Origin of the sequence: Ihubacter massiliensis, from assembly GCF_024125305.1 — a bacterium.
In the GTDB taxonomy this organism is placed as follows: domain Bacteria; phylum Bacillota; class Clostridia; order Peptostreptococcales; family Anaerovoracaceae; genus Hominibacterium; species Hominibacterium faecale.
In genome coordinates this window covers 1,878,211-1,896,163 of record NZ_JAMXVH010000001.1, presented here as the reverse complement: position 1 = coordinate 1,896,163, position 17,953 = coordinate 1,878,211, and the positions used below count along the sequence as shown (strand labels likewise).

30 protein-coding genes are annotated in these 17,953 nt (G+C 42.9%); 24 read left to right on the top strand and 6 right to left on the bottom strand.

The features are described 5' to 3' along the window. Positions 1 to 22: 22 nt before the first annotated feature. The 5 genes from NIA71_RS08905 to NIA71_RS08885 form a co-directional block, all read right to left on the bottom strand. Positions 23 to 1,081 carry a tyrosine-type recombinase/integrase gene (locus NIA71_RS08905; RefSeq protein ID WP_253020242.1) on the bottom strand — a complete coding sequence of 353 codons (1,059 nt, stop codon included), beginning with the start codon at positions 1,079 to 1,081 and terminating at the stop codon, positions 23 to 25. 139 nt (positions 1,082 to 1,220) lie between these two features. Further along, positions 1,221 to 1,736 (bottom strand): PH domain-containing protein, encoded by a 516-nt coding sequence (locus tag NIA71_RS08900; protein WP_253020241.1) that lies wholly within the window; start codon positions 1,734 to 1,736, stop codon positions 1,221 to 1,223. A 110-nt stretch (positions 1,737 to 1,846) separates the two neighbouring features. Continuing rightward, on the bottom strand, positions 1,847 to 3,853 hold the full coding sequence (locus tag NIA71_RS08895) for a GIY-YIG nuclease family protein (protein ID WP_253020240.1): 2,007 nt from the start codon (positions 3,851 to 3,853) through the stop codon (positions 1,847 to 1,849). A gap of 13 nt (positions 3,854 to 3,866) precedes the next feature. After that, complete coding sequence (locus NIA71_RS08890; RefSeq protein WP_148399013.1) at positions 3,867 to 4,286, bottom strand: ImmA/IrrE family metallo-endopeptidase; 420 nt, start codon at positions 4,284 to 4,286, stop codon at positions 3,867 to 3,869. Positions 4,287 to 4,352: 66 nt separating this feature from the next. After that, positions 4,353 to 4,775 carry a helix-turn-helix domain-containing protein gene (locus NIA71_RS08885; protein ID WP_148399015.1) on the bottom strand — a complete coding sequence of 141 codons (423 nt, stop codon included), beginning with the start codon at positions 4,773 to 4,775 and terminating at the stop codon, positions 4,353 to 4,355. A gap of 119 nt (positions 4,776 to 4,894) precedes the next feature. On the opposite strand from NIA71_RS08885, the gene NIA71_RS08880 reads away from it, so the two are divergent. From NIA71_RS08880 to NIA71_RS08785, 20 genes are all read left to right on the top strand, one after another. Continuing rightward, complete coding sequence (locus NIA71_RS08880) at positions 4,895 to 5,176, top strand: helix-turn-helix domain-containing protein (RefSeq protein WP_367177887.1); 282 nt, start codon at positions 4,895 to 4,897, stop codon at positions 5,174 to 5,176. A 16-nt stretch (positions 5,177 to 5,192) separates the two neighbouring features. Further along, positions 5,193 to 5,390 (top strand): transcriptional regulator, encoded by a 198-nt coding sequence (locus NIA71_RS08875; RefSeq protein WP_367177886.1) that lies wholly within the window; start codon positions 5,193 to 5,195, stop codon positions 5,388 to 5,390. A 74-nt stretch (positions 5,391 to 5,464) separates the two neighbouring features. Next, the gene (locus NIA71_RS08870; protein WP_148399021.1) at positions 5,465 to 5,662 is read left to right on the top strand and encodes a hypothetical protein; all 198 of its coding nucleotides are present in this window, start codon (positions 5,465 to 5,467) and stop codon (positions 5,660 to 5,662) included. 37 nt (positions 5,663 to 5,699) lie between these two features. Further along, entirely contained in the window at positions 5,700 to 6,011 is a 312-nt protein-coding gene (locus NIA71_RS08865; RefSeq protein WP_253020239.1) for an HTH domain-containing protein, read from the top strand. Further along, positions 5,998 to 6,243, top strand: a complete 246-nt coding sequence (locus NIA71_RS08860; protein WP_253020238.1) for a hypothetical protein — start codon at positions 5,998 to 6,000, stop codon at positions 6,241 to 6,243. The genes NIA71_RS08865 and NIA71_RS08860 overlap by 14 nt, the downstream gene beginning before the upstream one ends. Continuing rightward, a complete protein-coding gene (locus NIA71_RS08855) occupies positions 6,243 to 6,800 on the top strand; it encodes an ERF family protein (protein ID WP_253020237.1) in 558 nt (185 codons plus the stop codon). The genes NIA71_RS08860 and NIA71_RS08855 overlap by 1 nt, the downstream gene beginning before the upstream one ends. Continuing rightward, complete coding sequence (locus tag NIA71_RS08850; protein WP_253020236.1) at positions 6,797 to 7,351, top strand: hypothetical protein; 555 nt, start codon at positions 6,797 to 6,799, stop codon at positions 7,349 to 7,351. Before NIA71_RS08855 ends, NIA71_RS08850 begins: the two co-directional genes overlap by 4 nt. Then, positions 7,348 to 7,755 carry a hypothetical protein gene (locus tag NIA71_RS08845; protein WP_253020235.1) on the top strand — a complete coding sequence of 136 codons (408 nt, stop codon included), beginning with the start codon at positions 7,348 to 7,350 and terminating at the stop codon, positions 7,753 to 7,755. Before NIA71_RS08850 ends, NIA71_RS08845 begins: the two co-directional genes overlap by 4 nt. Further along, complete coding sequence (locus NIA71_RS08840) at positions 7,748 to 8,029, top strand: hypothetical protein (protein ID WP_253020234.1); 282 nt, start codon at positions 7,748 to 7,750, stop codon at positions 8,027 to 8,029. Before NIA71_RS08845 ends, NIA71_RS08840 begins: the two co-directional genes overlap by 8 nt. After that, entirely contained in the window at positions 8,026 to 8,367 is a 342-nt protein-coding gene (locus NIA71_RS08835) for a hypothetical protein (protein ID WP_253020233.1), read from the top strand. The genes NIA71_RS08840 and NIA71_RS08835 overlap by 4 nt, the downstream gene beginning before the upstream one ends. A 12-nt stretch (positions 8,368 to 8,379) precedes the next feature. Further along, positions 8,380 to 9,102, top strand: coding sequence for a conserved phage C-terminal domain-containing protein (locus tag NIA71_RS08830; RefSeq protein WP_253020232.1), 723 nt, complete (start codon positions 8,380 to 8,382; stop codon positions 9,100 to 9,102). Beyond that, the gene (locus NIA71_RS08825) at positions 9,080 to 9,598 is read left to right on the top strand and encodes a replicative helicase loader/inhibitor (RefSeq protein ID WP_253020231.1); all 519 of its coding nucleotides are present in this window, start codon (positions 9,080 to 9,082) and stop codon (positions 9,596 to 9,598) included. The genes NIA71_RS08830 and NIA71_RS08825 overlap by 23 nt, the downstream gene beginning before the upstream one ends. A 4-nt stretch (positions 9,599 to 9,602) precedes the next feature. Further along, the gene (locus NIA71_RS08820; RefSeq protein WP_253020230.1) at positions 9,603 to 9,905 is read left to right on the top strand and encodes a hypothetical protein; all 303 of its coding nucleotides are present in this window, start codon (positions 9,603 to 9,605) and stop codon (positions 9,903 to 9,905) included. Continuing rightward, entirely contained in the window at positions 9,880 to 10,293 is a 414-nt protein-coding gene (locus NIA71_RS08815) for a single-stranded DNA-binding protein (protein ID WP_253020229.1), read from the top strand. Before NIA71_RS08820 ends, NIA71_RS08815 begins: the two co-directional genes overlap by 26 nt. Positions 10,294 to 10,303: 10 nt before the next feature. Beyond that, complete coding sequence (locus tag NIA71_RS08810; protein WP_148399228.1) at positions 10,304 to 10,648, top strand: hypothetical protein; 345 nt, start codon at positions 10,304 to 10,306, stop codon at positions 10,646 to 10,648. Continuing rightward, positions 10,642 to 10,989 carry a hypothetical protein gene (locus NIA71_RS08805; RefSeq protein WP_148399227.1) on the top strand — a complete coding sequence of 116 codons (348 nt, stop codon included), beginning with the start codon at positions 10,642 to 10,644 and terminating at the stop codon, positions 10,987 to 10,989. The genes NIA71_RS08810 and NIA71_RS08805 overlap by 7 nt, the downstream gene beginning before the upstream one ends. Before the next feature lie 380 nt (positions 10,990 to 11,369). Continuing rightward, on the top strand, positions 11,370 to 11,786 hold the full coding sequence (locus NIA71_RS08800) for a sigma factor-like helix-turn-helix DNA-binding protein (protein ID WP_148399226.1): 417 nt from the start codon (positions 11,370 to 11,372) through the stop codon (positions 11,784 to 11,786). A 386-nt stretch (positions 11,787 to 12,172) separates the two neighbouring features. Further along, positions 12,173 to 12,571 (top strand): type II toxin-antitoxin system RelE/ParE family toxin, encoded by a 399-nt coding sequence (locus NIA71_RS08795; RefSeq protein ID WP_148399167.1) that lies wholly within the window; start codon positions 12,173 to 12,175, stop codon positions 12,569 to 12,571. Beyond that, on the top strand, positions 12,568 to 12,936 hold the full coding sequence (locus NIA71_RS08790) for a helix-turn-helix domain-containing protein (RefSeq protein ID WP_148399168.1): 369 nt from the start codon (positions 12,568 to 12,570) through the stop codon (positions 12,934 to 12,936). The genes NIA71_RS08795 and NIA71_RS08790 overlap by 4 nt, the downstream gene beginning before the upstream one ends. Beyond that, positions 12,936 to 13,415 (top strand): hypothetical protein, encoded by a 480-nt coding sequence (locus NIA71_RS08785; protein WP_148399169.1) that lies wholly within the window; start codon positions 12,936 to 12,938, stop codon positions 13,413 to 13,415. The genes NIA71_RS08790 and NIA71_RS08785 overlap by 1 nt, the downstream gene beginning before the upstream one ends. Positions 13,416 to 13,594: 179 nt before the next feature. On the opposite strand, the gene NIA71_RS08780 is transcribed toward NIA71_RS08785, so the two are convergent. Further along, positions 13,595 to 13,957 (bottom strand): helix-turn-helix domain-containing protein, encoded by a 363-nt coding sequence (locus tag NIA71_RS08780; protein WP_253020228.1) that lies wholly within the window; start codon positions 13,955 to 13,957, stop codon positions 13,595 to 13,597. Positions 13,958 to 14,075: 118 nt separating this feature from the next. On the opposite strand from NIA71_RS08780, the gene NIA71_RS20055 reads away from it, so the two are divergent. From NIA71_RS20055 to NIA71_RS08755, 4 genes are read left to right on the top strand one after another with little or no spacing between them, the layout of a single operon-like run. Continuing rightward, positions 14,076 to 14,861, top strand: coding sequence for an HNH endonuclease (locus NIA71_RS20055; protein ID WP_367177885.1), 786 nt, complete (start codon positions 14,076 to 14,078; stop codon positions 14,859 to 14,861). Further along, the gene (locus NIA71_RS08765) at positions 14,851 to 16,236 is read left to right on the top strand and encodes a terminase large subunit domain-containing protein (protein WP_253020227.1); all 1,386 of its coding nucleotides are present in this window, start codon (positions 14,851 to 14,853) and stop codon (positions 16,234 to 16,236) included. The genes NIA71_RS20055 and NIA71_RS08765 overlap by 11 nt, the downstream gene beginning before the upstream one ends. Position 16,237: 1 nt before the next feature. Next, entirely contained in the window at positions 16,238 to 17,806 is a 1,569-nt protein-coding gene (locus NIA71_RS08760) for a capsid protein (protein WP_253020226.1), read from the top strand. Further along, positions 17,730 to 17,951, top strand: a complete 222-nt coding sequence (locus tag NIA71_RS08755) for a hypothetical protein (RefSeq protein ID WP_253020225.1) — start codon at positions 17,730 to 17,732, stop codon at positions 17,949 to 17,951. The genes NIA71_RS08760 and NIA71_RS08755 overlap by 77 nt, the downstream gene beginning before the upstream one ends. Positions 17,952 to 17,953 lie beyond the last annotated feature (2 nt).

Here is a 17,953-nt window from a genome sequence, read left to right as displayed (position 1 = left end):
CGTACTAAAAGCGTACTATATATTACTCGAGCAAGTTATCATATTTAGCGATCAATTCTTGCTCTTTATTTTTATACATGTGGCCGTATGTTTTTAAAATCATTTCTGGAGTGTCCCCAAGCCGCTTCGCAACAGCAAAGACAGAATAGCCAAGATCGATCATAAGAGAAGCTTGGGAATGGCGTAGATCGTGTACCCGAATTTGATGCAGCCCAACCTCGTCAATGGCCCGATAAAAATGGCTGCGTATTGTGTTGTGTGAAAATGGGAATAAGCGTCCGACTTTATCATACATACGATTCACATAAGTAGAGATACTTTTCATGATTTTTTTTGGCATTAATATGGTTCGGTATCCACCCTCGTTTTTGGGGTGGTTCTGTATCCGTCCTGTGGAGCCGATGAGCGTTTTCGTGACTCGAATCGTATTCTTGTAGAAATCGACATCATTAAAATTTAATGCAAGCAGCTCTCCAATGCGCATGCCAGACCAGTATAGGACCTCCAAGACGACACCATACGGATCTTTGATGGCAGCCTCATTCATGAGCTTTCGAAATTCTTCTAACGTGTAGATTTCCATTTCGCCAGTTTTGGAGCTGCCCATACTTCCTGCCTTCGCCGCGGGGTTTGGGGTGTTATAAAACCGCACACCGAAATTAAATATGGCAGACAAGCCAACATGGATAGACTTTAGGGTTGTTTGTGCGTAGGGCCGCCCATATTTATTTTCTTTTTGCTTCAAAATGTTTTGCCATTCTCGAATCATAAGCGGCGTGATATCACGCACTTTTTTGCCCCCGAAGTAAGGGTTATAGTATAGGCGAATATCGTGTTCTCTGGATCGATAGGTTTCATGGCTGCAATTAGCTTTCCGATCCTCCAGGTATTTGTTTGCCAGCGCACAAAAGGTAATGTCAGGGGTTTTAGCATGGTTCTCAAGAAAATCCCGTTCCCAAGCTTCTGCATCTTTCTTTTTTTCAAAGCCTTCTTTTTTCTTTTGCTGCCGTTCTCCAAAAAAATCCTCATAATAAAATTTGCAAAACCATTTTTTCGTTTTTTTATCTTTATATGCAGGCATTGTATCACGTCCTTTCTGTTTTTGGGCATAAGGATGCCCGAGACTTGATTTTCTCGGGCTACGATGATACAATCTAATTGCGTGTAAGGGTTGTAGCATTGCAGCCCGGAGCCTCCAGAGATGGGGGCTTTTGTTTTTATTAAATATTTTGTCTATATGAGATATTCAGCCTTTCTCTCGCTTTTCTTGCAAGAGATTTTATCAAGTCTGCAATTTTTTGTGGATTTTCAATCGATTCAAGCAAATAATTTGGGGTGGCGGAATCGGTGGAAACGATCTTGATTGTACCCACATTTCTAGCCTTTTCAATTAAGCGCTGATTCACAATTACATCATCTATCCTGTATAGGTCAATTTCTTCTCTTTTACTTTTTAACATTCCGTGTTCTTCGATGATTAATCCATATGATGTAAGAATATAGTCTTTATGTGGAACTTTTATATCTAAATTTCCGACAATATTCTTTTTTGCATTTATATCTCCTACCAGCGCTTTATTTTGAAAAGTTAAAACTATTTTTTCATCGTTATCGACTATGTGTTCGCTGCCATTATTTTTATACGCCTCGCTACTATGAGGTGTTAATTTATATCCACACTCAGGACAAAACTTCATACCTTCAACTTTAGCACCACATTCTGGACAGAATTTCATAATTTCCTCCTAAAAAATAAATACAATAGCTATAATCCCTGTTTCCCCATTCATTAAATTTAATTCCTGCCTGCCGCCGGGGCGTTTTTTAGAAAATAGTATATATACAGTTAAGACACTTCCTGAACGGCTGTATAGGAAGAATCTGTCGAAATGGATTGCCTAAATTCTTCTGCCAGCATGGTTCGCTTGAATTCAGCGGATGGAGCCAGATCGTTTACCAGCTTTTCCAATTCGTCAATTGTTACGTTAAAAAACTCTTTTCGTAAGTTTACTTTATTCAGCCGTTTTTTATCTAGTATTTGGTGTAGCCTATTTTCGAGATCAACCGCATTTTCAGAGAAGATGAAGCTGTGGACATCGAACTTGAAAGGGACAGAAGCATCACCAAGTTCATTTACCCGGTCCTGTGGATCAAGCCTTCGTGTCATTCCTATTTTAAATACATTGTCCCCAAAAGAACCAAGATTGCTAATTATGTAAACATTGCCGGCCTTTCCGTTTTGAAGATTGACGATTTCCTCTTTTTTTACCGTTACGTCAGCTAACTGTGCCTGAAGTTCTAATATACGCTTTTGCAACATTTCAATTTCATCCGGCGTTCCTGACTCCATCTGCTCAGTTATTTTTTTGATTTCGGTATGGTATTTTCTCTCTTCTTCTTCTACCTTTGCTCTCTCTGCGGCTAAGGCTTTTCTTTCCTCTGCTTCCTGCTTCATCTGTGCCCTTATTGCCGCTTGCTCTTGTTTAGCCTGTTCCTTTTTAACATAGTAGTTATACTCAATTTTGACAGCATTGGTAAAGAGATACTCAACTTCTCCTATGAATTTCGCAAGTGTCCCAGCGATGCTTTGGTTGCCTTCTCCAGCAATGTGAAGATACTTCTGAGTTATCTGTGTGACTGACTCAACCGATGTGTTTAGTTTTTCATATTTAAGATTGTGTAATATATTTTGTAGTTCAGCCCTAAGCGCAATTACCATTAATTTATAAATTGCACGATTTGCTTTTGTTGTATATCTCGAAGAATATTGTTCTAATATTTTTGTGATCTGTTTATCATTTTCTCTATAGGCCTTTCTTAATTCTTTTATGTCCATGCAATGTAATTTTAATGTGACACTCGGGACTAATTCTTCCAGTTCGGCGGACTCTGACGCAGTCAATAAAATTTGTGAAGCGGTAGGTTCAACGTTCATATAAGCATTTAATGCGTGCTCTGCCGCTTTATACAGTTCCTTTGTACGTGCAAGTTTTCTGGTTTGGGACATCAAAGATTTTTCCGTTTTCTGAAGAGTTTCCGATTTTTCTGAGATATCCTCATTGAGGCGGTTTAAAGAGCTTTTTGCATTTGCAACTTCATTATTTATCCGGCGTAATTCAGATGTCATTTCCGCTAAAAGTTTTTCTTTTTCAGCATCCTTGTTACTAATAAGTTGTGCAATTTCGTTTTGTAGTCTTGTCTTGTCTTTTGCAAAGTCCAATCGTGTAGCTTCGATTTCTTCTTGTACCTGCTCCAAGGTAAGGAGATTCAATTTATTCTTTGCCTTTTGGATTTGGTTACATTCTGCGTCAAGGCGAAAATGCAATTCTCGGTTTTGTTTAGTTTGAAAAATCAGCAGGACAATACCTGCAATCAAGGGGATCACTAGGAACCATAAAGCAAAAAGTAAAGCAATTAGCCAAGTCTGCAAGTACCATTTCTGCCTCTGTTCGATTGCCCCAACATGGGGGATCGCCACGTCATGGTGCTGCGGATCGTTGGTATGTACATTGGGGGAAGTAACGGATTTGCCGTCGTTCGATACAGAAACACAAGAGTTTTCATTATCTTGCATGGTCTCTGTAGCTTCTGTTGAATTTTTTTCGTGAGTCTGGTACTTTTTGATTTGCCCGGCAATGATATTGAAAAGCTTTTTCACTATAGCCTCATCTTTTGGGTCATACGGAAGAGCGAGCCTTTTTCCGTCATAATCAAATATATATGCTGGCTGTTCACCGCTTCTATGCGCAATATTGGACATTTGGACATAATAGAATTTGTGGCCGGCATAAGAGACGGATTCGTTTGTAAAAATCAGAGTTTTCCCGTTTACTTGTAATTCAATCTTATTCATGATTCTCTCCTGTCTATCTAAATCTCAATTCTATAATTTCCCTAGGCAGGCCGTAATAGGTAGCCCATTGATCTACCGTATACTCCCAATGCTCCATAAGGTCCATATCTTGGATGACCAACTCTGCGGCAAACTTGTTTGCCTGAATCTCTAATTTATTCACGGAAAAAAATGTACTTTGCAGAAACGGAGTGCAAGACCGTGGGTGCATAATTGAGTGGCCGATTTCGTGCGCCAGTACAAAACGCTCGACATGCTCATTTAATTTGTTGTGGATATAGATCAATTTCACTTTGTGAGCCATGTAATAGTACCCTTGTATGCTTCCAAGGTCATAATAAAATACCTGGATTCCAAGATCATCGGCCAATTGATAGGGATTCGCCGTATTAAATTTTTGGCATAATCTCTGCACGGTGTTTTTAATTTCCATCTTTTTTTTCACCTCTTGAGAGGATTATAACACTTGACATGTACGTTTTTTGGTGCGTATAGCAAATTATTTTCTGTATTTTTTTGGAGTGTATTTTTTTTTCGCAGTGATCCTGGCTGTCCGAACCGCATGTTCAAGGCTGGCCTTTAACAGTTCCTTTGTCTCATCGTCCATCGCTTCCCCGTCGAACATCAACCCGGTATTGTTGTCGAGCCGGTCTAATAAATTGTCCAGCTCTTTTTGTATATCCTGCTCATCCTTATCAGTAAGGGCGGGTTCCCATTCTTTATTTTCTGATTCATTTCCAGTCATTAAGTAATCAACCGATACATGAAAATAATCAGCGATTTTTTTCATGTTGCTACTCTTTGGGGTACTACGCCCGCGCTTCCAATCCGACAGGGTTGATTGAGTTACACCAGTTTCCTTTGAAACTTTATAAGCAGTTACCCCATGCTGTTGTAATAATTTTTCAAATGTCTCATACATTGCGTCCACCTTTCATATCCGTAGACAATACTAAGAAACTCCGAAAAAGTGTGTTGACATTATCGGAAAAGCGTAGTATAGTATAAGCATACAAAGGAAAAACATAGTAAAATCCTTTTATGCTACGGAATTGTTATTTACTTCGTTTGGTACACAAAGCATATCACATTTCCGTAGTATATTCAACTACATTTTTGAAAGGTGGTGAAATTTTGTATATTAAGTTCGAAGCATTGCTAAATGAACGAGGTGTAACAGCTTATAGGGTCGCTGTAGACACAGGGATTCCCCAATCGACACTGTCTGACTGGAAGAATGGCAGAAGTGCCCCAAAAGTAGACAAGCTCAAACTTTTAGCTGACTACTTTAGCGTACCGATTGAGTATTTTCTAGATGAATAAGGAGGTGAGAGCAATCGTGAACAGGTTGGAAACATCAGAGAAAACCTACTACACGGTAGATGAAGTTAAAACACTTATGGGCGTTGCTGAAACTAAAGCGTACGGTATTATTAAGCAGCTCAACAAGGAGCTTGAGGACAAAGGATACATAACCGTAAGGGGTAAGGTCAGCAAAAAATACTTTAATGAGAGATTTTACGGAGGCAACGTATGAAATGGTACAACTACATAATCGGCCTGCTGCTCCTGGTACTGATGGGGCTGGGAGAAGGATGAAAGGAGAAGAATATGATTCAGGTAACATTTGATGTCGGATATCCAGCGGTTGAATTTGAATTTGCAGCGCTGGATGATGCGAAACAGTTTATGGATACCGCCCTAACAACATATGTACGCAAGAAAGAAGAGGAAGAACTTTGCATCAAGCTGAAGTACATAAAAAATGTGCCAGAGGGCGGCAACCCTGCAATGGCACACAACAAATAAATCAATTTAAAGATACCTCATTTTAAGGAGGATGTCAATGAGAGAAGAAGTTTTAAAACAAATGTTGGAGAGGGCCGACAAGGAACATCCTGTGACACGAGAACAGATTATGAATACGTTTAAGGTATCTGAGCGGAAGGCCCGCAAGATGATTGAAGAGCTTCGTCGGATGGGGGTAAGAGTGTGCGGCCTTAACACGACAGAGGGTTACTGGATTGCTAAAAATCAGAAAGAATATGAGCGGTTTCGACGGGATTATCTTTCGAAAGCCACAACGATTATTCAAATTACATCCAATATGGACAATCAGTCCCAAGAAGGGCAGGTGACATTCCTTGATCTGTTATAACGATGCAAATGCCGTAGCCAATGAATCTGCTGCGGCCAGATATACAAATCACGAACCACCGACGCTATGCGATTGCGGGAGCATAGCGGAGCATGGACAGGTATATTGCCCGGTGTGCAGAACGAATATAAGAACCGCTTTTGAGCTTGCCGTTGATTTTTTAGAGAAATATAACGGCGTGGACCGGGAAACGGCGATCAGCCAACTGGTTTACGTGATGGAGGAAGAATAATGCAAAAACTAATTGAAATACAAAACGAATTAAAAGCGCCAAAGGGAAAAACAAACAGTTTCGGCGGGTATAAATATCGATCCTGCGAAGATATCTTGGAGGCGGTAAAACCTCTCTGTAAGGCGCACGGATGCCTACTGACGCTGTCGGATGAGATCATATCCGAAGCAGGTAGGGTTTACGTGAAAGCCACGGCAACAATAACCGACGGAGAGAAAGCGGTTTCCGTGTCAGCGCTTGCTAGGGAATCCGAGAGTAAGGAAGGGATGGACGATAGCCAGATCACCGGCACAGCATCCTCGTATGCCCGAAAATACGCCCTCAATGGCCTGTTCTGTATTGACGACACAAAGGACGCTGACACAGACGAATATGTCAGCAAGCAGAAAGCAGAAGAAAAGAAGCCGATCACAGAATTTCAGGTGGATGAATTGACGGACCTTTGTGACCAGGCGCACAGAGACGTATCAAAGATGTGTACCTACTACAAGGTGAAAGAGTTGTCGCAACTCACACAGGCTCAGTATGAGGACGCTAAAAGACGGCTGAAGAAATGATAACCAATCACGACCGGAGCGGTTATTTTGGAGCTAGTGATACTCGTTTTGTAGTCGCCAAAAACCGGACAACAAAATCATGGCTGGAATGGTGGAATGAAAAGCTTGGATTGCAACAGCGTGACATACATACACAAGCGATGGAAGCGGGGACGGCATGGGAACATAAGATTCTCAATGCAATAAACCCGGAAATCCGACAGGATCACCAAATAACGATTGAAAAATACCGTCTGCGGGTCAATTACGACGGTGACAAAGACGGGATAATCTACGAGGTTAAAACCCACAACTTCCTGAAAGAGTTTCAAGTGACAAAGCCGTACTGGATGCAAGCACAAGTGGAAATGTATGCGATGAAAACAGACAAACTCTATATCGTCGCATACGGCTTGATCGACGAGGAATATCGGGACTATAGCGGTAAGGTGGACGATGGCCGAATTAACTTTTATCCGGTCAAATATGACAGAGGATGGATACAGAATGAATATCTGCCAAGTCTAAAGGAACTTTGCAGGGCACTTAGGAAAGGGAGGTTTCCGACATGACAAACGAAGAGAGAATAAATGAATTGAAGTTAGAGAAAGAAAAAATTGATCGTGAAATAAGGCAGTTAACGCATAGTGGGCGGCTGTGTGATTATGTTTCAAAGATTCCAATTGAATGTATCAGGCTCCTGGGGAATGTTCCTCAATACGCACATGAACATAGGGGCGTATGGAAACATATCGCTGACATGTCAAAGTGTATTTTTCTTGAAAATTCAGGCATACATTCCAACATGTTCTCGCCAAGGGCCTGCCGGAAATTTAAAGAGTTTAGTGTTGAGGAAATGGAAGCTGCGGCTGCGTTGGCCGATGAGTTGACAGAAGTGTTTAATCGGCACTTTATGAAATATAACCCAACAATCAAGCGTTGTGGTCTTGTGGAGAGAGTGATCGATAATGAGTAAATCAATCATGCAGGTGGAAAAGCAATGTTTTATTAGCGGCCGGACGGATGCCTTGGAAAAGCATCATATCTTCGGGGCGGCGAACCGAAAGTTGTCCGAACAATACGGCCTGTGGGTCTGGCTGAATCACTGGCACCATAACGAGCCGCCCGCCGGAGCACATCATAACAAAGAGGTGATGGACTACCTGCACCGAGAAGGGCAGAAACGGTTTGAAGAAATCCACGGGAGCCGGGAGGACTTCATGCGGATATTTGGGAGGAACTTTTTATGAGCGGACTATTGATGATCAACGAGCTGAACGAGCATATGACCAAGCTGGCGGAAGGCGTTCGGCTGATGGCCAAGTATGGGAAAGAATTCGCAGAGGCGGAGCGGGCATATAAAGTTGAGCTGTCGCAAGAAGCGCTGAAGCTGCGGGATAAGGGCCTGCCGGTAACCCTCATCGACAAGGTGATCTATGGCAGCTGTGCGGACAAGCGGTTCAAGCGGGATGTGGCGGAAGTCATGTATAAGACCGCACAGGAGAACGTCAACGCAACCAAGCTACGGATACGGATTTTAGATGCTCAGATCAGCAGGGAATGGGGCAGGAGCGGTCCCAATGCGTAAGGGGTGATATAGGTGCCAAGAAACAAAAGTCCCGCATTTCTTTTTTACAGCCAAGACTTTTTAGTGGGCACGATGGACATGACTGATGAGGAGGTCGGAAAATACATCCGGCTTCTTTGTCGGCAGCACACAAAAGGAAACATAAATCCAAAATTCATGGACGGTTTATCCGAAGAAATTTTAAGCAAATTCGTGCAGGATAATCAAGGAAACTACTACAATAAGCGGCTGAAACAAGAGATTGATAAGAGGAATAAATACACAGAAAGCAGACGTGCCAACCGTTTGACGGGTTCCCAATATGAAGAACATATGAACAAGATATCTTCCACACATGATGCTACATATGTGCCGTCATATGATAAACATATGGAAAATGAAAATGAAATAGAAAAAGAAAATGAAAAAGGTCTTAATAAGGTGGGAGAAATGACAAGGGCGGTTTTGTCAAAATTAAACAGTCTTTGCGGGACCAGATATAAAGCGACAAGCGAGAAAACAAAAGGACTCGTAAAAGCACGGATGAACGAAGGGTTTACCCTGACAGACTTTGAGACGGTGATCGAGAAAAAAACAGCCGAATGGACAGGGACCGAGTATGAAAAATTTTTAAGACCGGAAACTTTGTTCGGGCCAAAGTTTGAAAGTTACCTAAATCAAAAAAGCGCCAAGAAAGGCGGAAACAAGTTTCTGGACTACATAGGGGGACAACATGACGAAGGACGAAACAGCTAAGATATTGGCGATCTTAAACGCGTATTACCCGGAGGTTGCAGCAGACCCACAGATTATGATTAACGCCTGGCACAAGATATTTGCAGATCACAATTACGCAGTGGTTGAACAGGCGGCCATGAACTTTGCGGCGGCGGACAGCCGGGAATATCCAAAGTTTCCGGTTCCGGGACAGATTAAAACCCAGGTTGATCTACTGAGTAAGGCAGGAGAATCGCCGGAAGAACTGTGGAACATCGTTTACAAGGCGATTTGTAATAGCGGATATCGATCGCAAGAGGAATTTGAAAGACTCCCGGTCTGCTGTCAAACATGGTTAGGAGGTGCAAGCGCACTGAAAGACCTTGGCATGACCGATACGGAGATCGTAAACACCGTGACCAGGGGGCAGTTTTTAAAGACGATCGGAGAGATCAAGAAGCGGCAGGAAGCGCAGGAACAGTTACCGGACGAAGTAAGGCAGGCTCTAAGCGGGGCTTTGCAGATAGGAGAATAAACGCATGAATAAGACAAAAACGCTTTGGAGCTTTATCGATCACTATGGATGTGATAAACAGCGAATGGTGGCCATCGAAGAAATGGCGGAGCTGACGAAAGCGTTGTGCAAGATCGACCGGGCGCAGACAGCTCCAGAGCTGTGCGAAGCTATGAAACACGCACAAGAAGAGCTGGCGGACGTGGAGATCATGGCTACCCAGTTAAAATTGATGTTTGGCGAACAAGAAGTCAACCAAATCGTTTTAGAGAAAATACAGAGGCAGAAAGAGAGGATGGAACATGAACAATTGTGTGCTGATCGGTAGATTAACAAGAGACCCAGACGTGCGATATACAACGGATGGCATGGCGGTAGCCCGGTTCAGCGTGGCGATTGATCGACCGGCAAAGTCCGACAGGCCGAAACAGACCGATTTCCCGAATGTGGTTGTATTTGGAAAACAGGCGGAGAACTGTGAACGATTTTTAGCAAAAGGCAGGCTTGTAGGCATACAGGGACGCATACAGACAGGCAAATATACCAACAAAGATGGGGCAACTGTTTACACAACGGACGTAGTTGCGAATCACGTAGAGTTTCTGGACTGGGGAGAATCGGAAAAACAGAAGTCGGACAGACAGAAGGAGACAGGCCGGCAGGCGGATGATATCCCAGAGGGATTCCAGGCGCTGGATGAGGATATTCTATTCTAGGAGGTGCGAAATGGCGACAAAATTAACGCAAACAGAAATTATACAGCGAGTGCTGGATTGTAAAGAGACGCTAGGACTTAACACATTGCCGTCAAGAGTGCAGCTTAAAGAAATGACAGGACTTGATTCGAATCTGTTAAATCGTGTCGGCGGCCTGAAAGGGATATCGGTAATGACGGGCATCCCAATGGCTCCGAACCCACGCCGGGCGAAAGTAAAGGTTGACGATACTCCAGCACTTATCCGGCCCAGCCGGGCGGACAAGATCGAGGCCAAAATGCGGAAGCAAGGCTTAAGTTATAAGGACTGGCAGACAGCGGATACCCTCAAGCGTGTGGAGGGGATGGCATGGTAATCATAGTCAACCAGATACCGCCCAGCGACAACCAATTCAAAGGCCGCAGAAACGTCTGGGAATACCGTGCAGCAAAGAAAGAATGGCTTGACATGCTGTTGTGGCTCTGCAAAGGAAAAGCGCCTGAAAAGCCATTTGAGAGGGCCGTTGTGACGATTACCTATTTTTTCCCCACACGGGGCCGGAGGGACCCGGACAATTACAGCGGGAAGTTCATCCTCGACGGACTTGTGCAGGCGGGAATCCTACGAGACGACAGCTTTCGCTGCATTGACCTGCGGCTCCGGGGGGATTGGGACAAGCAGAGCCCAAGAACCGAAATCGAAGTTTCCGAACAATGACGACCAAATACCCGCCGGTAAACGTCAAATTCCATAGATAGGCGGGTTAGGAATACATAGTCCCCGCAGAGCATCTGTTAAAACTCAGAGACCACAAGATATTTTAAAAAATGGCTTTGCGGGGAGGAAGGAGGATTCGACTTGAATCAAACAAAAATTGGACAGAAGCGGAGGATAACTCATCATGCTAAAAAAGGTTAATCCATGTAAATCCTGCCCCGAGCGGACCCCAGGCTGCTACACCCGATGCCCGTACTACGCCGACTGGGAGCAGGCACAAATTGAGCGCAGAGAGCGGATCAAGGCAGAGCGGGACAAAGATACCGGCTGGAGTAGCTACAAGCGGGAGACGGTTGATAAGAGGGTGAGGAGGTAGAGTATTGACCAAAGAGCGGTTAAAAAAGCTAAAGGCACTCATCAAAGAAGCGGAGCATCTAGAAGAACAGATTAGGGACCTTCCATTTCGGACGGGTCCCTATGTTGCTGATTCGGCAAAGGATTACCGGACCGGCTTTCCGAGGACAATCCTGATCAGGGGGTACTCGGCTGAGGGATATTACAAGCTCAAGCGCCGGCTGGGGGAAAAGCTTTGTTCCATCCAGGCCGAGATTGCCGATCTGGAACAATGGCTTGACGGGGTGGAGGACCCGCAGACCAGGGATATCCTGCGGCTACAATATGTCAATGGGCTGACGCAGGAGGAGATTGCGGAGGAGCTGGGGTATTCGAGAGCAGCTATTGCACAAAGATTAAAAAGATTTTGGGATTCGGAAAATGTAACAGATTTGTACAAATGACCTGTGGTAATATGATAGTAAGACAAAAAGGCTTACGACTTCCTCTTAGCATAAATATATATGACAAAGGCTCCCCTTGTGGGAGCTTTTGTTGTATAGAAAAGCATAGAAGCTCGTAGCGCAATAACTTTGTGTTTAATATAGGTTTGTACACCAGAGAACTTTCAATATGCTACTATGGCCATAGGGATAATGTTGGATGTAACACTAAATTTAACGATCATTAATAGCAAAGGAGCGTTAGACTTTGAGAGTTTCTGTTTGCCAAAAATGTCAGCATAGTGTAATATAAAAAAGAAAATTTGTTAAATATACGTAAAAAAGCTTGATAATATTACATATAAGTAATATTATAGGCATATGCAGCGCAAAAAGTGGTATAATATATGGATAAACATAAAGTACAAATAAAGCTAATCGAACTGTTTAGTCGATTCGACTATCATGAAGATGTTTTAGAGGAAATCGAAAAATTAGTTATAAAACCTGGTAAAACAAAAATATTCATGAACCTTTTTCAAAAAAATATAAAAATGGTTGAAGAGTTAGGGAACGATGTTATAAAAACAAATAACTTTGAAAAGCTTCAAGGCTTCCCTAATTTATATTCTATGAAATTCATAAGCCCTGGCATGAATTTAAGAATATTATATTCTTATGACAAGGTATCATCAACGATAATTCTGCATTGCTTTTATGAAAAAGACGATTCAGGCAAGGCTAGTTACAATAAACATATCCCTATCGCCTTAAAACGAAGAGAAGAATTGGAGGAGAAAGCATGAATAAGAAATTAGAAAATTTAATTAAAAGTATGTCTGAGGAAATAACAAGTAGCGATATTGTTGCTGCAGAACAATTAGCCAAAATATCTGCAACTATAACTAAGTCTAGAATAGCAATGAAAATGAACCAGTGCGAATTTGCGAATTTCCTTGGCGTTAGCCAAGGCATGGTATCAAAATGGGAAAGTGAAGATTATAATTTTACTGTAGAGAATTTGGCAAAAATTTGTGATAAGTTAAATCTTGAACTCGATATTAATATGAAAAATAAAGAGCAGTTTTTTAGGGGTATACAAGATAATTCCAATTGGAAGATTAATCGTCACTCTGGATTTAATAAAGTTTGTTTGAATGGAGTAGCATAATGGATGTTAATGAGATAAAAGCGCCTTTTCAAATAATTGGAGATAGAATAAAGAAGCTTGAAATAGAAAACGATTTTGTATTTATTGATTTAACGGATGAGGGGATAAAGCGCGAAATAGGTGTTTCGTACGAAGTAAGCGATCCCTTTATTTTAGATGATAGTGAAGAGACTTTTGCTGGAAAAGTAATGATGTATATTGACCTTGAGGTATCGGACGATGAATGTAAAGCTTGCATCAGCTTAGAACTTGAAGGCTGTTTCATAATTGACGAGCCAAATAGTGAGGAAGTATTAAGGGAAATGTTGCCTATTAACGGGTGTGCCGCACTTTACTCTATCGCTAGAGGAATAATATCTAGTGTAACTAGTCATATGTGTGGCAATGGCTCTATTTTAATACCAATGATTAATACCTTTGAACTTAGAGATTCCATAGAAGAAGACGAATATATTGCTACCGATGAAACTGATGGATGAAGTTGCAAAACTTCAATAAAAAACTGAAATTTAAATTATCACTAAGAGACAAGCCCCGTGCCTGTCTCTTTTACTTACCAAACATTACCACTATCTGTTATGGATTAGTTGGGATACAATGGAAGCAAGCGCTGTACAAAGAGAGTGCCCACCCTGCTTATACAGCGCTGAGGGAGCCTTCATTTTTGAGGGCTCTTACTTTTTTCGTTGAATAATATACGAATTATAGCATGACAGTGGGCAGCGAGCTCTTCCTTCTCATCGTCTGGAAGTGCTGATGCTGCATCACTCAATTGGAATAAAGATAGTATAAATGCGAGTTCACTTTCTCCGCAGGGAATAGATAGTAGTGCTAGGGGATTGGTATTAAGTCCGTCAGCAACCACTTCGATTGTGTCGGTTCGTGAATTGCTGTTCCCCTTGAGGATGCCCTGCAGGGTAGCGCGTGAGACGCCGATTTCATTTGAAAACTCAGATAGCGTCTTGCCGCTGTTTTTGTAGGCGATCTTCACGCTGTTGGAAAAATTATCTTGCAATGTCATGTTATCCCTCCCTTCAATCTTATGGTAAGGGGATTCGACAAAATACGACAGGACAAAGTAGTAGTATTACGTACTAATATATTAGCATTAATGGATTGAAAAAAGCGAGGTGAGCCTGATGGCAAAAGGTAAATATCATGATTGGCTAACGCCGGAAGGCTTGCTCAAAATCGAGGGGTGGGCCAGAGATGGCCTGACTGAAGATCAGATAGCTGCGAATATGGGAATATCACGATCCACCCTCAACAAGTGGAAGCAGGAGTATTCGGACATTTTGGACACCCTAAAAAAGGGAAAAGAGGTCGTCGACCGGCAGGTCGAAAATGCGCTGCTCAAGCGGGCGCTGGGCTATGAGTACATCGAAGTGACCAGGGAGCGCATAGAGGATAAAGGCCAAAATAAACGGCATGACGCCGTGCAGGAGCTTACAGAAACGGAGTGGGAGACTGCAAAGGCGTACTTTGGGCATCGGTGCTGTTACTGCGGCAAGCCGGGCGATCTTACAAAGGATCATCTAAAGCCACTCAATCAAGGTGGGAAATTATCAAGAGATAACGTGGTGCCATGCTGTAAATCCTGCAACAGCTCAAAGAAGGATCATGAGTGGATGAGCTGGTATCAGAAACAGCAGTTTTATGATAAGGATAGAGCGAACAGGATATGCGAATATATGACCTTTGTGGCAGAGTTGAGCAGCATTGAACCGGAAAAGAATCAGTCGCTTGTTGTAACGAAAGAGGTCACGAAGCAGGTCGCAGGAGACACCACAGCACAGATATTCTGGTTGAAAAACCGCAGGCCGGACATCTGGCGGGACAAGCAGCAGATTGAGCATAGCGGTGAGATCAGCAATAAACTGGCCGACGTTATGGCCCAGATCGGCGGTGAAGGGCTTGAAGAGTAGCAGCTTCCCTCTATCGCAGAAATATCTGGATTTTATCAATACTGTTGATAACGTGGATGCTGATTTTTTAGAAGGGACCACGGCATCCGGGAAAACGACGGTCGGCGCCGGGATCAAGTTCATGCGTATGGTCAGCCGGAGCCAGAAAAAAATGCACATCATTGCGGCCAAGACCACCGGGATCGCAGAAAAAAACATCTTGCAACAAGATAACGGGATTTTAGACCTGCACCGTAACGCAAGGTATTACGGCAATGGCGATAATGACAATAAGCTGCCTCATATCAAGTTTGAGGGTAAGATCATATACATCCTTGGCTATGACAACCGGGACAAATGGCAGCTGGTCCTTGGCTCACAGTTTGGCTGTGTATACATCGATGAGATTAACACGGCCAGCATTGACTTTGTGAGGGAGGTATCAACTCGTAATGACTATCTGATGGCAACGCTTAACCCGGATGATCCAGGTTTGCCGGTTTATGATGAGTTTATCAACCGATCAAGGCCATATAAAAAATATGCGGCCGACGTGCCGCCTGAAATTTTGAAAGAACTGAATCAAAAACCGGTACCCAAATGGCGGTATTGGTTTTTTACATTTCGTGATAATTTGAGCCTGACTGAGGCAGACATTGAGAAAAAGATACAGTCTGCACCGCCAGGGACAAAGCTATATAAAAACAAAATACAGGGGCTTCGGGGCCGGGCAACCGGGCTGGTGTTTAGCAACTTTGATAGAACAAAGCACGTCATCAGCAAAGATGCGGCAAAACAATTTGTCAAAAATCCAACGGGCAGGCATCAAAATGAATATTTTTTGTATTTCTCAGCGGGGCTGGATACGGCCTATTCACAGAAATCACCTGACACGATCTCGATGAGCTTCATCGGAATAACAAATGCGGGACGGTGTATCGTACTTGATGAGCGTGTATATAACAACGCAGCTCTGGACACCCCATTAGCACCGACTGACACGGTGCGAAACTTTGTGAAGTTCTTAGAGCGCAACCGCAGCGAATGGGGATTTGCCAGAGACGCCTTTATTGATTCCGCTGACCAGGCGACCATAACGGAATTTTTGAAATATAAGCGGGAAAATGGATGCGTTTATAATTTTAAAAATGCCTGGAAAAAAGAGAAAATTATCGACCGCATTATTAATCAGCTGAATTGGTTTGCGGATGCAGGAAGAGCGCCTTGCTTTTATATCCTAGATGGCTGCAAAACGTATATCCATGAACTTGAAGTCTACAGCTGGAAAGAGGACAAGGACAATGAACCAGAGGATGGTAACGACCACATGATTAACAGTGTACAGTACGCTTGGTTGCCATTTGAAGTCAAAATAGGCACAGGAAGGAGAACATAGGATGAAGTGGCTTAGGAATTTAATGTTTAAAATGCTCAAAATCAAGCCCGCAATTGAAAGAAAAATCGTAATAAAGGAACCGCTTTCCTTCCAAGGGAACGTTTTAAAAAACCAGATATGGTATCGTGGCGACCCAGCAGAACTAGAACAGTTTTTTAAGCAGGCAGCCGTTTATGATGTCGATAAAACAAGGTTTTGGGCATCGGTCCCATACCGCAAGGTACGAAAAATACATAGCGGCATTGTAAGTATCGTAATTGATCGCTTTAAAGATATTGTCGTTTCCGATCTTGACGATATTAGTTTTGGTGAAGAAGGGGAGAACTGTCCCTTAAAAGACGAATGGGAAGAAATTGCAAAGGACAATGAATTTGATGGCGTGATTGGAAGTGCTGTAGCGGGGGCCCTTTCTTCTGGAGACGGGGCGTTCAAAATTAGTGTGGATCGTGAAAACCGGTATCCAACAATCGATTTTTACGAGTCAGATCGGGTTGATTTCATACGGAGCGGAAGAAAAGTAAGTGAGGTCAAGTTTTATACAAAATATGAAGCTGGAACGAAGGAGTATAACCTTGAGGAAACATATGGGCGGGGTTATGTTCGGTACAAGCTATTCGACGAGTCAGGAAAAGAACTTCCGCTGAATGAAATTGAAGAAACAAAAGAACTTGCAGATACTAATTTTAATGGTGACTTCATGATGGCCGTCCCGCTGATCATTTTTACGTCGAGTAAATGGCCGGGTAGAGGAAAGGCGTTATTTGACGCAAAAACGGATAATCTCGACGCTTTAGACGAGGTAATCAGTCAGTGGCTCGATGCAGTGCGTATGGGTAGGGTGAAACGGTATATCCCGGAAGATTTGGTGCCACGAGACCCGCATACCGGAGAATTAATTGAACCAAACGCATTCGATAATGACTATATCGCAATCGGAGCATTAAAAACAGAAGGAGCGCAAGATAAAATTGATATATCCCAGCCGCAGATTTCTTACGAAGCATATGTAAATAGTTATATGAGTTATCTTGACCTTGTATTGCAGGGAGTTATCTCTCCGAGTACGCTTGGTATCGATCTAAAAAAGACAGACAACGCAGAGAGTCAGAGGGAAAAAGAAAAAATCACGCTGCATACAAGAAATAAGATCATAGATGCAATGAACAAGGTTATTCCGCAACTGGTTGAAACGACAATGAAGGTATATGACCTTATGTATAAACAAGTTGCTGGCGACTACGAGGTATCAATAAAATTTGGCGAGTATGCTTCACCTGATTTTGACAGTACCGTAGATGTAGTTGGCAAGGCGAAAAATTTTGCAATTATGAGTACCGAGAAAGCTGTTGATGAGCTTTATGGAGATACAATGACGGAAGATGAAAAAGCAGAAGAGGTGCGGAGAATTAAGGAAGAACAAGGCATTACGGAAATGGAAGAACCGGCTGTCAACCAGGACGCCGGTTTTAAATTTGAGCCGGAAGGAGAGGGCGATGAAAGTCAAAGTAGCAAACCGAACATACCGGATGAGCCGGAAGGAATACCAGGGGCTGCTGAAGGTGGCCAGTGAGCAGGTACCTCTTGGGGTTTACGCAGTTGAGAAAAACGGGTATGCGGAGCTGCTGAACCTGAAATGCAAGAGCATTACCCAGCTCAAGCAGCGGATCAGGGAGTTTAAGAGTCAGGGCTGGAAGGTTTACCAGAATGGCAGGTGAGC

What these genes read in the sequence shown, in the direction of transcription:
- NIA71_RS08850 (WP_253020236.1), top strand. Translation starts at nt 6,797, where the DNA reads ATGATAACCAATCACGACCGGAGCGGTTATTTTGGAGCTAGTGATACT.
- NIA71_RS08785 (WP_148399169.1), top strand. Translation starts at nt 12,936, where the DNA reads ATGGATGTTAATGAGATAAAAGCGCCTTTTCAAATAATTGGAGATAGA.
- NIA71_RS08870 (WP_148399021.1), top strand. Translation starts at nt 5,465, where the DNA reads ATGATTCAGGTAACATTTGATGTCGGATATCCAGCGGTTGAATTTGAA.
- NIA71_RS20055 (WP_367177885.1), top strand. Translation starts at nt 14,076, where the DNA reads ATGGCAAAAGGTAAATATCATGATTGGCTAACGCCGGAAGGCTTGCTC.
- NIA71_RS08900 (WP_253020241.1), bottom strand. Translation starts at nt 1,736, where the DNA reads ATGAAATTCTGTCCAGAATGTGGTGCTAAAGTTGAAGGTATGAAGTTT.
- NIA71_RS08825 (WP_253020231.1), top strand. Translation starts at nt 9,080, where the DNA reads ATGACGAAGGACGAAACAGCTAAGATATTGGCGATCTTAAACGCGTAT.
- NIA71_RS08820 (WP_253020230.1), top strand. Translation starts at nt 9,603, where the DNA reads ATGAATAAGACAAAAACGCTTTGGAGCTTTATCGATCACTATGGATGT.
- NIA71_RS08755 (WP_253020225.1), top strand. Translation starts at nt 17,730, where the DNA reads ATGAAAGTCAAAGTAGCAAACCGAACATACCGGATGAGCCGGAAGGAA.
- NIA71_RS08845 (WP_253020235.1), top strand. Translation starts at nt 7,348, where the DNA reads ATGACAAACGAAGAGAGAATAAATGAATTGAAGTTAGAGAAAGAAAAA.
- NIA71_RS08890 (WP_148399013.1), bottom strand. Translation starts at nt 4,286, where the DNA reads ATGGAAATTAAAAACACCGTGCAGAGATTATGCCAAAAATTTAATACG.
- NIA71_RS08760 (WP_253020226.1), top strand. Translation starts at nt 16,238, where the DNA reads ATGAAGTGGCTTAGGAATTTAATGTTTAAAATGCTCAAAATCAAGCCC.
- NIA71_RS08840 (WP_253020234.1), top strand. Translation starts at nt 7,748, where the DNA reads ATGAGTAAATCAATCATGCAGGTGGAAAAGCAATGTTTTATTAGCGGC.
- NIA71_RS08895 (WP_253020240.1), bottom strand. Translation starts at nt 3,853, where the DNA reads ATGAATAAGATTGAATTACAAGTAAACGGGAAAACTCTGATTTTTACA.
- NIA71_RS08885 (WP_148399015.1), bottom strand. Translation starts at nt 4,775, where the DNA reads ATGTATGAGACATTTGAAAAATTATTACAACAGCATGGGGTAACTGCT.
- NIA71_RS08835 (WP_253020233.1), top strand. Translation starts at nt 8,026, where the DNA reads ATGAGCGGACTATTGATGATCAACGAGCTGAACGAGCATATGACCAAG.
- NIA71_RS08790 (WP_148399168.1), top strand. Translation starts at nt 12,568, where the DNA reads ATGAATAAGAAATTAGAAAATTTAATTAAAAGTATGTCTGAGGAAATA.
- NIA71_RS08805 (WP_148399227.1), top strand. Translation starts at nt 10,642, where the DNA reads ATGGTAATCATAGTCAACCAGATACCGCCCAGCGACAACCAATTCAAA.
- NIA71_RS08815 (WP_253020229.1), top strand. Translation starts at nt 9,880, where the DNA reads ATGAACAATTGTGTGCTGATCGGTAGATTAACAAGAGACCCAGACGTG.
- NIA71_RS08905 (WP_253020242.1), bottom strand. Translation starts at nt 1,081, where the DNA reads ATGCCTGCATATAAAGATAAAAAAACGAAAAAATGGTTTTGCAAATTT.
- NIA71_RS08855 (WP_253020237.1), top strand. Translation starts at nt 6,243, where the DNA reads ATGCAAAAACTAATTGAAATACAAAACGAATTAAAAGCGCCAAAGGGA.
- NIA71_RS08880 (WP_367177887.1), top strand. Translation starts at nt 4,895, where the DNA reads ATGCTACGGAATTGTTATTTACTTCGTTTGGTACACAAAGCATATCAC.
- NIA71_RS08780 (WP_253020228.1), bottom strand. Translation starts at nt 13,957, where the DNA reads ATGACATTGCAAGATAATTTTTCCAACAGCGTGAAGATCGCCTACAAA.
- NIA71_RS08810 (WP_148399228.1), top strand. Translation starts at nt 10,304, where the DNA reads ATGGCGACAAAATTAACGCAAACAGAAATTATACAGCGAGTGCTGGAT.
- NIA71_RS08795 (WP_148399167.1), top strand. Translation starts at nt 12,173, where the DNA reads ATGGATAAACATAAAGTACAAATAAAGCTAATCGAACTGTTTAGTCGA.
- NIA71_RS08865 (WP_253020239.1), top strand. Translation starts at nt 5,700, where the DNA reads ATGAGAGAAGAAGTTTTAAAACAAATGTTGGAGAGGGCCGACAAGGAA.